Source organism: Cytobacillus sp. QJM3NY_8 (assembly GCF_056173585.1).
This window is the reverse complement of the sequence record NZ_CM149681.1, coordinates 2,367,597-2,383,174: the sequence shown is the minus strand read 5'-3', so window position 1 is coordinate 2,383,174 and position 15,578 is coordinate 2,367,597. Positions and strand designations below refer to the sequence as shown.

General features: G+C 41.9%; 15 protein-coding genes. All 15 read right to left on the bottom strand.

Features of this window, described 5'->3' with window-relative positions:
* Positions 1-45 precede the first annotated feature (45 nt).
* Positions 46-996, bottom strand: coding sequence for an NAD(P)H-dependent flavin oxidoreductase (locus tag AC0VZ9_RS12415; RefSeq protein WP_009334751.1), 951 nt, complete (start codon positions 994-996; stop codon positions 46-48).
* Positions 997-1,140: 144 nt separating this feature from the next.
* Positions 1,141-1,641, bottom strand: a complete 501-nt coding sequence (locus AC0VZ9_RS12410) for a hypothetical protein (protein WP_009334752.1) — start codon at positions 1,639-1,641, stop codon at positions 1,141-1,143.
* On the bottom strand, positions 1,625-2,107 hold the full coding sequence (locus AC0VZ9_RS12405; RefSeq protein ID WP_071157775.1) for a hypothetical protein: 483 nt from the start codon (positions 2,105-2,107) through the stop codon (positions 1,625-1,627). Before AC0VZ9_RS12405 ends, AC0VZ9_RS12410 begins: the two co-directional genes overlap by 17 nt.
* Before the next feature lie 130 nt (positions 2,108-2,237).
* Entirely contained in the window at positions 2,238-3,113 is an 876-nt protein-coding gene (gene paaX / locus AC0VZ9_RS12400) for a phenylacetic acid degradation operon negative regulatory protein PaaX (protein ID WP_009334754.1), read from the bottom strand.
* A 189-nt stretch (positions 3,114-3,302) separates the two neighbouring features.
* Positions 3,303-4,499 (bottom strand): thiolase family protein, encoded by a 1,197-nt coding sequence (locus AC0VZ9_RS12395; RefSeq protein ID WP_071157777.1) that lies wholly within the window; start codon positions 4,497-4,499, stop codon positions 3,303-3,305.
* Positions 4,496-5,362 (bottom strand): 3-hydroxyacyl-CoA dehydrogenase, encoded by an 867-nt coding sequence (locus AC0VZ9_RS12390; RefSeq protein ID WP_192908552.1) that lies wholly within the window; start codon positions 5,360-5,362, stop codon positions 4,496-4,498. Before AC0VZ9_RS12390 ends, AC0VZ9_RS12395 begins: the two co-directional genes overlap by 4 nt.
* Before the next feature lie 116 nt (positions 5,363-5,478).
* Positions 5,479-6,252, bottom strand: coding sequence for an enoyl-CoA hydratase-related protein (locus tag AC0VZ9_RS12385; protein ID WP_071157781.1), 774 nt, complete (start codon positions 6,250-6,252; stop codon positions 5,479-5,481).
* An 18-nt stretch (positions 6,253-6,270) separates the two neighbouring features.
* Entirely contained in the window at positions 6,271-7,050 is a 780-nt protein-coding gene (locus tag AC0VZ9_RS12380) for an enoyl-CoA hydratase-related protein (RefSeq protein WP_071157783.1), read from the bottom strand.
* Positions 7,043-7,351: an EthD family reductase gene (locus tag AC0VZ9_RS12375; protein WP_009334759.1), complete on the bottom strand. Its 309-nt coding sequence runs from the start codon at positions 7,349-7,351 to the stop codon at positions 7,043-7,045. The genes AC0VZ9_RS12380 and AC0VZ9_RS12375 overlap by 8 nt, the downstream gene beginning before the upstream one ends.
* Before the next feature lie 186 nt (positions 7,352-7,537).
* Positions 7,538-8,035 carry a 1,2-phenylacetyl-CoA epoxidase subunit PaaD gene (gene paaD, locus AC0VZ9_RS12370; protein ID WP_139266846.1) on the bottom strand — a complete coding sequence of 166 codons (498 nt, stop codon included), beginning with the start codon at positions 8,033-8,035 and terminating at the stop codon, positions 7,538-7,540.
* 21 nt (positions 8,036-8,056) lie between these two features.
* Positions 8,057-8,878 carry a 1,2-phenylacetyl-CoA epoxidase subunit PaaC gene (gene paaC / locus AC0VZ9_RS12365; protein WP_071157785.1) on the bottom strand — a complete coding sequence of 274 codons (822 nt, stop codon included), beginning with the start codon at positions 8,876-8,878 and terminating at the stop codon, positions 8,057-8,059.
* Positions 8,871-9,221 (bottom strand): 1,2-phenylacetyl-CoA epoxidase subunit PaaB, encoded by a 351-nt coding sequence (paaB, locus tag AC0VZ9_RS12360; RefSeq protein WP_009334762.1) that lies wholly within the window; start codon positions 9,219-9,221, stop codon positions 8,871-8,873. Before paaB ends, paaC begins: the two co-directional genes overlap by 8 nt.
* Before the next feature lie 25 nt (positions 9,222-9,246).
* Positions 9,247-10,206, bottom strand: coding sequence for a 1,2-phenylacetyl-CoA epoxidase subunit PaaA (gene paaA / locus AC0VZ9_RS12355; protein WP_475397437.1), 960 nt, complete (start codon positions 10,204-10,206; stop codon positions 9,247-9,249).
* Between the two features lie 34 nt (positions 10,207-10,240).
* Positions 10,241-11,548 (bottom strand): phenylacetate--CoA ligase family protein, encoded by a 1,308-nt coding sequence (locus AC0VZ9_RS12350; RefSeq protein ID WP_071157789.1) that lies wholly within the window; start codon positions 11,546-11,548, stop codon positions 10,241-10,243.
* Positions 11,549-11,893: 345 nt separating this feature from the next.
* Entirely contained in the window at positions 11,894-15,289 is a 3,396-nt protein-coding gene (locus AC0VZ9_RS12345) for a hypothetical protein (RefSeq protein WP_475397436.1), read from the bottom strand.
* Between the last annotated feature and the right edge of the window lie 289 nt (positions 15,290-15,578).

Genomic DNA, 15,578 nt, shown 5'->3' with positions numbered 1-15,578 from the left:
TTATGATGGCATAAAAAAACAAGCAGGAATATAACTGCCTGCTTGCTAGTTTAATAGCTTTTTAGCCTTATGAAGCTGAAGTTTAGCATCCTCTATCATATTATCCAAAAGCTCCTTTACGCTTGGAAGATCAGCAATCAGGCCAGCTATCTGCCCGCTGTTCATAAACCCTTCATCACCGTTTCCATTTATTGCTCCAATTTTATGATAGTCTTCTGAAGTAAGTTTATTAAACTCATCAAGACTGATGCCCTGTTTTTCGTAATCCAGCAATTTATTGGCATACCCGGTGGAAAGCACTCTTCTTATTCTTCCAACTGAACGCCCCACTATAAGGGTTTCATGATCGGATGCTTCAATAATTTTCTGTTTATATTGCGGGTGGAATGGTGCTTCCTTGGTTGCTATGAATCTAGTGCCCATTTGCACACCGCTTGCCCCCAGGGCAAGCATGGCAGCAAGCCCTTTGCCATCACCGATACCCCCGGCAGCCACGACAGGGACTGACACCACTCCTGTAATCTGAGGGATTAATACGAGTGTAGTGGTTTCAAGAGAACTATTGATTCCTGCTGCCTCATACCCTTCAGCAGCAATAATATCCGCACCGGCTGTCTCTGCTTTCAGCGCCTGTCTTACTGAAGCAGCTACAGTTATAACTTTCACACCTTTTTCATGCAGCTTAGGGATAAAAGGAGTCGGGTTTCCCGCCGAAAGGGATACGGCTGGAATCTTATGTTTAATTACAAGGGAAAGGATTTCCTTTACATAAGGGGAGACACTTAATGCTACATTAACTGCAAATGGCTTATTTGTTAAACTTCTTGTTTCCTCAATTATCTTCTCAACATCCTCAGGAGGCATTGTTCCTGCTCCGATGGTGCCCAGCCCTCCAGCTTCCGAGACTGCCGCTGTTAAAATGGCATTGCTGATATTCCCCATGCCGCCCTGAATAATTGGATATTTAATATTTAAAATGTCCGTTAATATATTCAATTAAATTCCTCCTTCGTTAAAATAATGTTATACTAATTTTAATAGTTTGACAATTAGGAGCACATATACTTAACAATGAAGGATGCAGTCAATGCCTCAGGTAAAATACCCTTTCATTCACATCGCCGTTTTGCAGACAGGCCTCTATTCATTCCCCTTTTCCATTTTCAGCGAAATTTTATAAAACATTATTTGCAGGGTCTGAACAAATGCATATATAGGGAAAGACCAGGCCATCTGATAGCCCTTTTCATAATGAAATATGCCGAGCTTAACAGAGAACCATTCAATCACTACAGCCAAAATAGACCAGAGTGTGACATACAGGATATTCATATATCCCTTTAGATTTAATTTCACATATAAATAAATGAAAAAGTAACTGTATGGCCCGTACATAATATAGCTTAAAAAATCAATGAATTGATATTTTGATGTATCATTGACATCATAATAATCCCACGCCCCGACACTTATGGTGTGATCGAAGAACATCCCGATAAATATGCCTATGGTGATATGTACTGCCGTTTCCAAGCCAGAAAATTTTTTAGGCAGTTTCCATATAAGAATTAGCGATACCAGTAAATTGGCCAATACAAACCATTCATTTGCGTCAAAAGCTCTTTCATAAACCTTTACCATAATTAGTAGACTCCTGCATTAGATACATTAACACCTTGGATAATCCGAGGCCGGCAATCAAGAAAGCCGTATTACCTATGCCAGCTTTGAGTAAATTCCAGTTTAAATATGTAATTACTCCAGAAGTGCTGCTGAAAAGATCCATACCAAGAAGACAGATTAAGAATAAGGCGAAGACAGTTATCCTTTTTACACCAGATGGAGTTTTCCAATAAATATTTATAAACATAAGAACTAGAATGGGGCCAATAATTTCACGATGAATCAAGAATACAATAAATAAAATAGAATCTTCTGTAATATGAATCCACTTTAATTGAAGAGCAAGTATGGTTGTGTAATTTCGGGCTGCAATTGAAATTAGCATAAGAACCAGAGAGTTTTGCAAAAAGGAAAGCTTTTTTTCTATAAAGAAAAAGAAACTTAGTGTATAAAATGCAATTACAATTGCTGCAGGCAGAATCATTAAATCACCTTATGAGGCTTATTTTTAAATACCATCATACATTTAATATTGTTTTGGTAAGATGCATTTATTCATTAATCCTATGATTGTATAAATGAAAGAGCCATCCTGCCTGCAAGATGGCTCTTTCTCACTCAACCATATAGGGATGATTTAATGCGTCATAATCAGCATCCCTGTTTTTAAGTTCATTTCCTTCCTTAAAAACACTTTCAAAAAACCTTGATGCCGGTTCTGCCAGTTCTTTATAATATTCACTGAATAAAGCAGCAGCATGACCGCCCAGCCATTTATCAGGAAGAAGTTCTTCGGGAAGCCCCGGATCCACAAAGAGGAATTTCCGGTATTCATGCACAAGCTTTGTTCTTTCCACAAAACATTCTGCATCAGTCATATTCCCCTTTTGGATTTTATTTTTATCAATGATATATTTCTGGCTGTATTCCGAAATAAACTCCTGGTATCTTTCATTGATTTCTGTCAGGTTCCAGCTTTTTTCAACAATTTCGATATTCTTATGCGGACCTGCATACCTGGCAATAAAGAAATCAACATAGTCGGCAATTTCATATTTCTCAATCAAATCAAATACTTGTTTCTCAAGATTATTAGCTGAGATCCAGCAGCTGCTGGACATGGAGCCAAAACCGCTCCAAACTAGTTCCTTCCGCAATTCATCACGCACATTGCGGATTTCTTCCGGGATGGTATACATAAGCATTCGCCACTTGCCATCCCACTCTTCAGGCTTTAATTTAAAGATACGCTTAGCCGCTTCCTCAATCCTTTTCTGCCCTCTTGGCGTTAAGGAATAATAGCTTTTATTGCCGATCTTTTCTGCACTTACCCATCCCTGCTTATTCATTCTTGAAATAGCAGCTCTGACAGACTGATCATTATGCCCAAATTCGCTTAAAAGCTTGATAAGGCTGCCAATCCAAATGTTGCTTCCATAATGTGAAATATAATCGCCATAAAGTGTGAAAATCATTGACCTTGTATTCAACTTGCATTCATCCTCATTTCATCATGTGGGTTGAACGGAAAAAATTCGTTATATACAATTGTACTAAAATTAGATAGTTTTGAACAACACTTTTTCGGCATACTAAATAATTTGACTGCCTCTGCCTTCATTCTATACCGCCCAAGTCTTTATAAACCCTAAAAACCATAGAGTAAAAAGTCTCTATGGTCATCGCTCGACGATTGTAGAAATCCCCTGGCCAACTCCCACACACATCGTTGCCAGGCCGTATTTTGAATTCCTGCGCTTCATTTCATGCAATAAAGTTGTCAGAATACGGGCACCGCTCGCCCCAAGCGGATGGCCAAATGCAATCGCTCCGCCATTTACATTTACCCGCTCCGAATCGGCGCCAAGTTCTTTAATGCAGGCAAGGGATTGTGAAGCAAAAGCTTCATTTAATTCGGTTAAGTCTATATCATTCATCGTAAGACCAGCCCTCTTCAATGCTTTCTGAGTGGAATAAACAGGACCTGCCCCCATAATCGAAGGCTCAAGCCCTGCTGTTGCGGATACAATATAAGTTCCAAGGGGCTGTAATCCAAGTTCACTCGCTTTTTCCTCTGACATTAGCAGCAATACAGATGCACCGTCGTTAACACCTGAAGCATTACCTGCTGTTACAGTTCCCCCCTGAAAAATGGGTTTTAAGCTTGAGAGCTTATCAAAAGTAGTTTCCGGACGGGGATGCTCATCACATGAAATCGTTATTTCATCCCCTTTTTTATCCATGTATGTAACAGGAATGATTTCATCGTCGAATTTGCCTTTTTCAATAGCTGATTTTGCTCTCTTCTGGCTTTCAAAAGCAAACAGATCCTGCTCTTCACGCGATATGCCATACTTTTCGGCCACATTTTCTGCTGTTTTGGGCATGCTTTCAGCACCGTACATTTTCTCAAGCCTGCTATTTGTAAATCGCCACCCGATGGTTGTGTCATACATCTCCATATTCCCTCTTGGAAACTCGCTGCTTGGTTTTGCCATGACAAATGGGGCACGTGTCATGCTTTCCGTACCGCCTGCAATAAAAATATCTCCTTCTCCGGCTAAAATGGCCCGTGCAGCATAATTAACAGCATCTAAACCAGACCCGCAAAGCCGGTTAACAGTTGAAGCAGCCACTTCGACAGGCAAACCGGCAAGCAAAGCTGCCATCCTGGCTACATTGCGATTATCTTCACCTGCCTGATTGGCATTTCCCAGTATGACCTCTTCAATTTCTGCAGGATTCACCATCGGATTTCTATCCAGCAGAGCCCTAATGACGATAGCTCCCAAATCATCCGGACGAATATCCTTTAACCCGCCTTTATATCTTCCGATCGGAGTCCTGACAGCATCCACAATTACTGCTTTTCTCATTGCTTAACTCCCTCTCTGGCAGTGTAATCAAAAACACCCCTGCCCGACTTGCGTCCAAGCCTTCCAGCTTTTACATATTGTTCAAGGAGCGGTGCCGGCCGGTATTTTTCTCCCAGCTTACTGTGAAGGTATTTTAAATTATTCAGGCGTGTATCGAGGCCGACAAGATCGCCAAGCTCGAATGGCCCCATTGGATAATTCAGTCCAAGCTTAATTGCCTTATCAATTTCTTCAGGTGAGCCGAGACCTTCCTGCAGCATATAAAATGCCTCATTACCAACGAGCGCACTGATTCTGCTTGTTACAAATCCTGGAAACTCATTAATGACTACTGTTTCTTTCCCCATTTGCTCAGCAGCACGTTTAATTGACTGTGCTGTTTCTTCGCTGGTTTCAAGCCCTTTAATAATTTCAACAAGCGGCATTTTTTGGACAGGATTAAAGAAATGCATGGCAATCACTTTGTCCGGACGTTTTGTAAATGATCCAATCTCGGTTGGACTCATGGTAGAGGTGTTTGTTGCAAAACAGCAGTGCTCAGGTGCGTGCTGGTCAATCACCTCAAAAATATTTTTCTTAATATCCATCACTTCAGGGACTGCCTCAATAACAAGATCAGCTGCACTTACATGCTGAGCAAGACTTACAGAATAGGTAAGACGATTTTTGCCTGCTTCCATATCAGCGGCTGTTATTTTATTCCTGGCGAGTCCTTTTTCAAAGATGCTATCAATCTCTCTTTCCGCACGGGTTAATTGTTCCCGGCTGATATCTACAAGAGTGGTGTAAAATCCTCCGATTGCACTGACATACGCAATCCCCCGCCCCATCACGCCTGAACCGATTACGACTATATTTTTCATGGTGTAATCCCCCTTTCAGTTTATAAAAATGCGAGCACCCGAAGAGATGCTCGCAAGAAGAACATAAAACGGGCAAATACTTTAATAGGATTCTAATTCCTTTAATCCAGCAAAGTCTATTTCCCTTGAAACACAGGCTTTCGCTTTTGCATAAATGCGGCAACACCCTCTTTATGGTCAATAGTAAGGCCAGCCAGCCTCTGTCCCTGTGCGTCTCTCTCCAAACATTCTTCTAAAGTGGATTCCCAGCTCGCTTTCAGGTTTTTCTTTATTATCGCAATCGCCGCTGTCGGCATGCCGGCAAGCCTTTCTGCAAAAGCAGTTATTTCATCCTGCCATCTCTCCATAGGAATTACCTTAGTAGCCAGGCCAAGCTCTTTGGCTTCCTGAGCATTAACCTTTTCACCGAGCACTGCAAGCTCCATGGCTTTCGCATGACCGATCAGCTTTGGAAGAAAGTAGAGATTCCCGGCATCAGGCACCAGCCCGACATGGATAAAAGCTTCTAAAAAACTGGCTTTATCAGAAAGAAGCCTGAAATCGCATGCTAATGCGAGACTCATGCCTGCACCTGCTGCCACCCCATTGACCGCTGCGATAACCGGCTTCTTACATTTATGAAGCTCCAATACCATTGGATTATAGAATCGGCGGAGTACCTCGCCGTGATCCATATCCTCATTTACTCCCTGAAGGTCCTGGCCAGAGCAAAATGCACGTCCTTCGCCTGTGATAACAAGACATCTGACTTCTTTATCCCGGCTTGCCTGTTTTATGGACTGCTGAACCTCTTTATTAAGCTGTTCTGTGAATGCATTCAGTTTATCCGGGCGGTTTAATGAAATCCAAGCAACACCGTTTGCGACCTCATATTTCACCGTTTCAAACATTTGCTATGTACACCTCCTCTACTTCCCTTTAAATTGCGGCTTGCGTTTTTCAATAAAGGCTTTCATTCCTTCTTTTTGATCTTCTGTCGAGAATAATAAATAAAAATTCTTCCGTTCGAATTCCATTCCCTCATTTAATGATGTATCAGCTGCCTTAAGGACTGCTTCCTTTATGAGGCGTATCGCAATTGGCGCCTGATTGGCAATTTGTTCAGCCGCTTTTATCGTTTCTTCCAAAAGAAGCTCTTCTGATATAAGCTGGTTGACGATGCCATGTTGAAGCGCTTCTTTGGCCGTGATTCTTTTGCCGGTAAAAAGCCATTCCATTGCTTTCGTTTTTCCAACAAGCTTAGTAAGCCTCTGTGTGCCGCCTGCGCCAGGCATTACTCCCAGGTTTACCTCAGGAAAGCCAAATTCCGCATTATCAGCGGCAAAAAGCAAATCACAGCATAAAGCAAGCTCAAAGCCCCCGCCAAGGGCAAAACCATGAACCGCCCCTATAATCGGTTTCTTGATCATGGCAAGGCGATCCCAATCTTTAAATTGATTGCGAAGCTCAAAATCTATTGTCTGGTCGTTTGCCATCTCATCAATATCTGCTCCGGCTGCAAATGCCCTGCCCTTGCCGCATAAGACGATAGCCTTAATGCTGCTGTCAGCCTCAAACTCTTCCATCGTATCCAGAATCTCTGAAACCATTGAGCGGTTGATTGCATTTAAGACTTTTGGGCGGTTTAAAGCAATTAAGCCAAGCTTTCCATGCTGTGAAACTTCAATAGCTTCATAGCTTTTACTCATCTGCTTCCTCACCAATCATAAGAGTGATAATATCACCTGCAAATTTCATGGCGTCTTTTCCTGATGCCTTGCCTTCATCTGTTCTCATAGCCTCCTGTAAAGCTTCATGGCTGTCATAGTACATTTCACACATCAAATAGTACTTCCCTTCGCCCCCCATAGGACTGCCAACAATTTTTGTAACCTCCATCTTGCGGAGACCCGGAATTTTGGCTGTAAGCGGCGCGTGCGTATTAAAATAATGGTCATCAAATGCCTCCTTATTTTCAGGGTGCTTATAAAGAGCGATTAATTTTACCATTTGTCAACTTCCTTTCAGGTTTAGTGGATTTGATTCATTTTATAGTATTCCTGGAGCCGGATTCATATGTTATTTGTGTTATCTCCAGGAATTTATCATTAAAGAATTAACAGTTTATCCAGCATCTTAAAATAGTATTAGACACAATTTGACCGGCTTATATAACAGATTCGAAAGTCCTTATAGCTACATCATTGTTGATACAGGCTTCATAGCTTCAAAGGGGTTCCTGCAGGATTTGCAGTATAAAATACTGCGGCAGGCTGTAGGGCCAAACAGGTTTTCCATTGTCGTATATGTGGATCCGCAAAAAGGGCAATCCACATGCCATTCACCTGTTTCACTTATTAATTTTGGAGGCGGCGCAATCCCGAATTCCTTTAGCTTTAACCTTCCTGTTTCTGTTACCCGGTCAGACGTCCAGGGCGGATGATAGATAAACCGGACTTCTATTTTTTCAAATACCCCTGCCTTGTCTATTTCGATTTCCACGTTTTTTCGAATGATATCCAGTGCAGGGCATCCCATAAAAGTAGGCAGGAGTTTAACCATTACTGAATTGCCTTCCACCTCAATATGCTCCAGCATTCCTAAATCAACAATAGAAATGGTATCTATTTCAGGGTCCATAACATTATGAAGCGCTTCCAACGCTGTTTTTATCAACATTTGATCCTGCTCCATTTACATCACCCTTTAAAGAACTTACCAGCTTGCAGCTGGATTTATATTATACACCTCGCTCAAAGTAGCTAAAGCATCATCAAGGTCGGCTGTATGCTCACCTATACGGCCATTGCCATTTTTCATTGCAAGGTCTGCCTCTGAGACTGCCAGATTGATAGATTCAAAAACAGGCTTCATGATAAGCAGCCATCGCTGCTTTAACACCTCTTCCGGTTCAATAAGACCATGTTCCGCCATATCTTTTGCCAGCGGTCCCAATGATATAACTCCTTCAAAATCGGCTAAAACCTTCCCAATGGCTAATTCCATTCTCGTTCTGGCTTCCCCGCCAGCCTTCATTAGCTGGATAAACCATGTTTTCCAGTGAAGGAGATGATAATAAAGCTCCATATTAACCTTTAATGCCACCTCGGCTAAAGGCTGATAAGAAGAATTTTTCAGAGAGTCCAATCTGATTTTTTTTGATTGGATATAAAAATAATTTCTTGCTACTGCGAATGCCCAGTCATATTGTGCTGTAGACAAGTAATGACCTGGACCATTTACCGCTTCCAAAAGGACAGCATTTCTCCTTTCGGCCGCTTTTCGCGCATGGGCAAGACTGTCTACAGTGCCTTCTCCAAGATCCTCCAGCAGCTGATAAAACATGGCGGCATGACCCATGGTATCCTGGCTGATGGATGAAAAGGCGACATCCTCCTCTATATGAGGCGCCAGCCCAAGCCACTCTGAACCCCGGTAAGCAAGGATGAAGTCATCGTCAGCCAGCTGATATAATAATGATGTCAGTGCCGGCTTTATCCCAGCGTCGATTGGCATTTTATTAACTGGCTCAGTCATCTTTCTTCATCCCTCCCCATGATAGAATTTCCTTCTCATCAAGCATTTCCTGCTCGTAGTGGCGCCACTTTTTCTTCAAATATCCGTATCCTTTTGTCGTGCGGTACTCTTTGTTATCCAAACGCTGAAGTGATTGCTTTTCTTCCGGTGTCAGCTTCCGGATATCAGAGCGTTTGACGACCCAGATATCAGCAACCGGTTCTCTCCGCATAAAATTTTCCTGTGCCATGACGAGTGCAAGCTCGCGATTTGGTGCCAGCAGGGAAAATTGATATTGCAGAGGCGAGGTATCGGTTCTTTGACTAAAGACTTCGAATTCCTGATAAAATCCTTCGTTTCCCAAAGGAGACCCCTCCCATCTGAACGGTTTAGTTTGCAGTATTGAGAGCTTCGCGCACCCAACTGTTAGCCTCATAAGCTGTGCGGCGGAGCCCGAGTCGCTCCTGAGATTTTGGCCCATTATTTTTAATAATGTCCTTGAACTTATTCCAGTCAGGCTGCCTATAGACCCAAAGCTCCTGATTCTGGTCAAAATGCATTGTCTCATCCGGCAGTTTAAGGCCAAGCGAGAGAACGCGCGGAATATACTTTGTAAAAAAGTCCTGCCTTAAGTCTTCGTTCGTCTTTGTCCGGATTCTATATTTTATCGTTATATCCTGTTTGGATGTGCCGGTAGTAGAGGCATCACCAGGGCCAAAGAACATTAACAGCGCTTCCCACCAGCGGTTAACCGCATCCTGAACCATCGCTTTCTGCTCCGCAGTTCCTTCAGCCAGTGCCATGATGATTGCTTCACCATGCTGGGCATGAAAAACCTCTTCCGCGCAAATCCGTTTAAGTGCTCTTGCATAGGGCCCATATGAAGCATTAAGCATATTGGTCTGGGTAATGATAGCAGCACCGTCAACCAGCCAGCCGATCAGCCCGGCATCCCCCCATGTTGGAGCCTCCATATGAAAAACATTGTGGAATTTCAGTCTTCCGCTAAATAAATCCTGCATAATATCTTCGCGGGTTTTCCCGAGAGGCTTCATTAAATCCTCTGCAACACGAAGCAGCAGCTGTCCATGCCCCATCTCATCCTGCACCTTTGCCATGATACCCAGCTTGCGTTTTAATGAAGGGGCTTTCGGCACCCATTCCTTTTCAGGAAGTGCTCCCATAATTTCACTGATACCATGCATCGAAATCAATTTGATTAATGTCATTCGGTAATCTTCAGGCATCCAATCATCCGCTTCAATTTTCTCTCCTGCATTTATGCGTTTCATAAACTGCTCGTATTTTTGTTCTTCCGTCATCTCTTGAAAGAAAAGAGCCTCTGACATGTGATTCACCCCCGTCGAGTTAAAAATTACTGATTCAGGTTACAGCATTTTCCACTGCCGGATTTACAATTCTGACAGCTTTCCCTTCCGATCTTGGCAGCGTTTTAGGCGGATGGAGAACAAGTCCAATGGTAATAAAGCAATTTTGCTTCACTGCTTCCTTGATCTTCTTTTTTACATGTTCTGCTTCTCCCATATCTCTATAAAACTCTTCGCTCCATTCAGCATGAAGCTCCAAAACTTTTAAACTTCCCTTGTTATACACTTGGATATGGTAGTGGGGAGAAAGCTCAGGCATCTGAAGAATGCACCGTTCGATTTCGGAAGGAAAGACGTTTACACCATTTACATTAAGCATATCGTCTATGCGGCCTTTCACACGGCTCATGCGAAGCGTTGTTCTCCCGCAAACACACTTCTCTTTAGAAAGGGAGGCGATATCACCCGTTCGGTAGCGAATCACCGGAAAAGCTTCCTTCGTTAAACTTGTAAAAACAAGCTCCCCTTCCTCTCCGTTTGGAAGCGGTGTCATTTTTTTCGGATCGATTACTTCTGCATAAAAATGATCCTCTGCAATGTGCAGGCCGTCCTGGGATTCATGGCATTCCATGGCTACACCTGGTCCAAGAACCTCACTCAGCCCATAAATATCGCATGCTTTAACCCCAAGCTTAGCTTCTAGTGTTTTCCTCATTTCTTCGGACCAGGGCTCTGCACCAAAAATCCCATACTTTAATGATGTATCAGCCGGGTCCATTCCCCTCTCCTCCATCTTCTCTGCTAAATTAAGGATGTAGGAAGGAGTTCCGCAAATAACTTCAGGCTTAAAGTCTTGAATCAGCATAATTTGTCTGTCAGTATTTCCTCCAGAAACGGGTACCGTAGCCATGCCAAGCTGTTCGCTGCCATAATGCAGTCCCAATCCACCTGTAAAGAGACCGTATCCGTAAGCATTATGCAATGTCTGACCAGGTTCGCCTCCTCCGATGGAGATTGCCCTGGCTATCAGATTGCTCCACATTTTGATGTCATTTCGTGTATATCCTACTACAGTCGGCTTTCCGCTCGTTCCCGATGAAGCGTGCAGACGGACAATTTCTTTTTTATCCACGGCAAAAAGCCCGAATGGGTAATGTTCCCGCAAATCTGCTTTAACAGTAAAGGGCAGCTTTTGAATATCATTCAGGCTGTTAATGTCTTCAAGTGCAATATTACTTTCCAAAAACTTTTTCCGATAAAAAGGCACATGATTAAATACTCTTTCCACTGTCTGCTTGAGCCGGTCCAACTGCAATTGTTCTATAAAATCGCGGCTTTCCGTTTCAATATCATGCAGAATCAAGACATGACCTCCCAGATTTTAATCATATTAAGATAGTAATTTTATATAACGTTAAAATATCGTCAGATAAAATAAGTGTTATATGTTTAACACAAAGATACCGTGTAAACAGGAAAAAGTCAACTTATTTTCTGAAAATTTACTCATTTATTTTAAAAGCGGAAGCGCCTTGCCCACCACCGACAAGCACAAGACGAGCCTTCCGGAAAGGCGTTTTTTGCCTTTTTGGGAGGATTGGCTTGTGACCTCGAGGAGGTAGGCGCTGGAGCTAGACAGTTATCGACGTACAAATTTATACAATCTGAATTAATAAAAAGACCTAGCCCGAGGGCTAGGTTAACTTTCTTAGGACCATTCTTTTAATTTATTCTTTATGCTATTTTTCCATTTAGATATTAAAGGCTCCTCACCTTTAGCTGTCTTTTGCTTCTGCCATTCATTATAGCTTGCTGCAGAAATGAGGATAGATCCTGCAATTAAAAGATACGCCCACCAAGGAAGATTTCCCCAATAAGGTCTTGTTTGCAGCAGCACATTCAGGAGCAGTACCCCAGATCCAACAAAGAAATAGGACTTTATTCTCCAGAAGGAGCCAGCTAGCATTGAAATCAGGGAGAGCGTGCCAACTATAAGTGCATCATAAACCGTATTGCTGGCAAGGCCATCCTGTACAAGCAGCAGGGAAACCGTTATTAGAACTGCCCACTGAATTTTGTTAGTCGGTGCTGCGTATTGCCCTTTAAGCACTTTCTTGACAAAAATAATCAGGATAATCCATGGAAGCACGTATGCCTCCCTTATGAAAAGGTCCGGCAGCTCAATATTCTTTAGTAAACTATAATAAGGCTCCAGCAATACCGCTCCCGACAGCAATCCAGGCAGCCATACGTATTTTGATGCCATTCTGCCCCTCTGTAAAAATAAAAGTGTGCTGATCAGGAGGCCAGGGAGAACTTCCGCCCATAGGGAAACTGCCGGAAAAAGATAGGCGGTAAGGAAAAATAACAGCGAGAAAATAGTGTAGCTATCAGCTTTTTTATTCATAAGAATTTTGGCATATACCATTTTGCCGATGATTGCCGATGCCAGGCCGAAACCAGCTACAACCAAAATTTTCATATCTGGAGCGATTCCGTTAATGAACAGGAATTTGAGTACTGCCGTACATATTAATAACAATGGAACTGCAGTCAATATATCAAGTTTAGTTCTATGCAAATATACGATTAATCCTGCAGAATAGATAATAGAAACGAAAAACGGCACATCCCCAAAGGGATATGAAGTTAAAAATGCCAGGATCCCAATCACAGACCAGGGTATAAGAAAGTAAACACTTCTCATTTTATCTTGAGTTTTTCCGGTTAGCCAGAATAAGAATACGGCACAGCTGACTAAAAGAACGGCATACTCACTGAAGTTCTCTTCCCATACATGATTCATTCCCGTTAAGATTACCATGAACAAAGTTAAGAATGAGCTGTAGAGGAATATCTTTACCTTCCACTCTTTAAAAGAAACCCTGAAACTGATCCAATAGGCTGCCAGGGTGACCAGGAAGGACCAGAAACTATTTTCCCTATAGATAAAAAATGTCAGGATCATGGCAAACGGCATGAAAATATGGCCAATCCAGCTGAACCCTCTTGACAGGACAAAGTCTTTATTAGAAATATAGAAAGCCGCACCAAGCAGGATCCATGCCCCTAGGGGAAATTGCACCCAATTAAAAAATGTAAAGTTAAATGGCAAACCAATCAAGATCATAAAATAAGCAAAAAGTGAAATCGATGCTGACACAAACGGAATCCAGCTTTGTTTATGGAATCGATACAGGGCAAGATACATCATAATGCCGCCTATAAATACTGCCGGTCTCATCCAGACTTCATTGATTGACAAAGCAACTGCTGTAAATAGTGAGATTGTATAAAATCCCAATGAGATTAAAAACACGTTTCCGGCTTGAGTTTTGTGCCCTTTCTTAGAAAGAGCGCCATAAAGGATAAGCAGGGCAATACTTGCCATTACGGTATTCATGGCCATACCTAACTCATTCTGATAAAAGCTTGAGCAGCTTCGCAGATGTTCACCATAAAACATAAAGGCAAACCCGATTGACAAAGGAATGGCCCAAGGAATTGCTTCTGTATAAAAAACCCTATTTTCAGCCTTATTCATGAGGTACATGACAAAGCTAAAGATTAATAGCATGGAGCCTGCAGCGAGCCAATCAAGAAATCCTGCTGCAGTCACAACTGAAAATAACATAATACTAACAGCCACATCTCGTGAGCTTGATTCCACCACTTTTAAGAGCGGATACTTCAGCAGATACCCTAAACTTATAAAAAGCACAAAGCCAATGAAGAAAACAGGTAAAGATAGATTATTGAACGGGGCGGCTTTATCCAGCATTAATACTAGTTCAAATAGAGCAGAGGCTAAAAACACGGGTGCCAAGTAAGCAAATAGCCCGTTTTCCATAACATTTGCCAAATATAGAAACTGCACCGCAAGAATAATGTAAGCCAGCAGCAGTGCTGCAGAGGGTTCGCCGGCCATTAACAGGAGACCTTCAACTGAAATATAGAGAAAAGCAAGTATGGAAACCGCTGCACTGGTCAGTCTAAATATCTTATCCCAGGAATAGTGCTTATCCATAACTCTAGGAACAAACAGAAAACCAATCCCTATAAGCGCAAATAAAACTGGTCCTGCCAAATGTAGAATCGTATTTTCAATCAGCTGATAGGCACCATAGACAATCAGTAAGCTGAAGACAAAATGAAACTCCTTCCTGCCTGTTACATACACCATTGATAAGTAAACGGCTGCCGTCAGCAGAATATTCAGACTGTATAAAACATGGCTATTGAAAAATACAAGCATCAATAATGTAGAGATTACTAAATTGATTTGAGCAAAGTAAATCAATTCTCCCGAAAACAGTTTAAGGGAAGCCTGTTTTTTCAGGCGATGATAGGCTGCAGATAGCAGCGCATTGAAAATTATCAAACCAAGATAAAAACTGTCATTTTCAAGATTGAATGCTACCAGGGTATAACCTGCCCCAGCAGACAGGGCAATATAAGCAAACCATACAAAAAGACGTGAGCCCAGCTTCTGTGCAAATATACTGTATACTGGAACGACCAGTAAACTGCCAGCTGCTCCGAGTATAAAGCGTCCTTCCCCATAAAAAGAAAGATAAGGGCCAAGCAATTGAAACCAGCCTATGGATAAAATAAATATTGGCAAGAATAAACTCCCTAGAACAATAAAAGCAAACGACGTTCTTTCTATCTTTAATACCTTACCCGAAATAAAGGCAAAGCCATAGAAAATAAGTGAAACAACAGCAATGGATGCACTTTTCATGAAATTTGACATTGTATCCCAATTGCTTGTTGCCACAAAAAGTCCGCCGATAAGGAGCAGGATGACTCCAACATTCAGCAGCCAGGAAATGTTTCTTTCACGGATTTCTTCCTGAGATAATTTCTTTTTCACTGTTTTTTTTGCCGTCTGAATGGGCTTTTGCTTGATTTCTTCTGCAGCTTTTGCTGCCTTAACCTGCAACTGCTTCAGCTCTTCAAGGTCCTGATAGTACTGATGGTGGGCTTTCAAGGTGATTTCATAATGTTCTGATGTTATATAATCTTTATCTTTCAATTTCGTAAGTTCAACTTGAAATATGTTCTGATGATATTTTTCTGTTTCGGGCTTCAAGGGGTCCACCTCTTTTAAATCGAATAATATTCGATTGTTTCTATTAGTGTAATTTTACACATTTTAAACTAATTAATCAATCCCTGTTTTGGCATTTGTTACTTCTCAAGGATGTTTATATAAATATTATTTAATTACAGGAAGAAATGGGATTTTAAGGAGCTCCGCGCGCGCTTCTGGCCCAAATTATCCCACTCCAATTTTTAAACCCCTTGATTAACCTGCGTTTTCCCCGTCCCTTTCTGCTGCAAAAAAATCCAAATATTATATCTAATAAAATGTTAAATAACAATTCTAT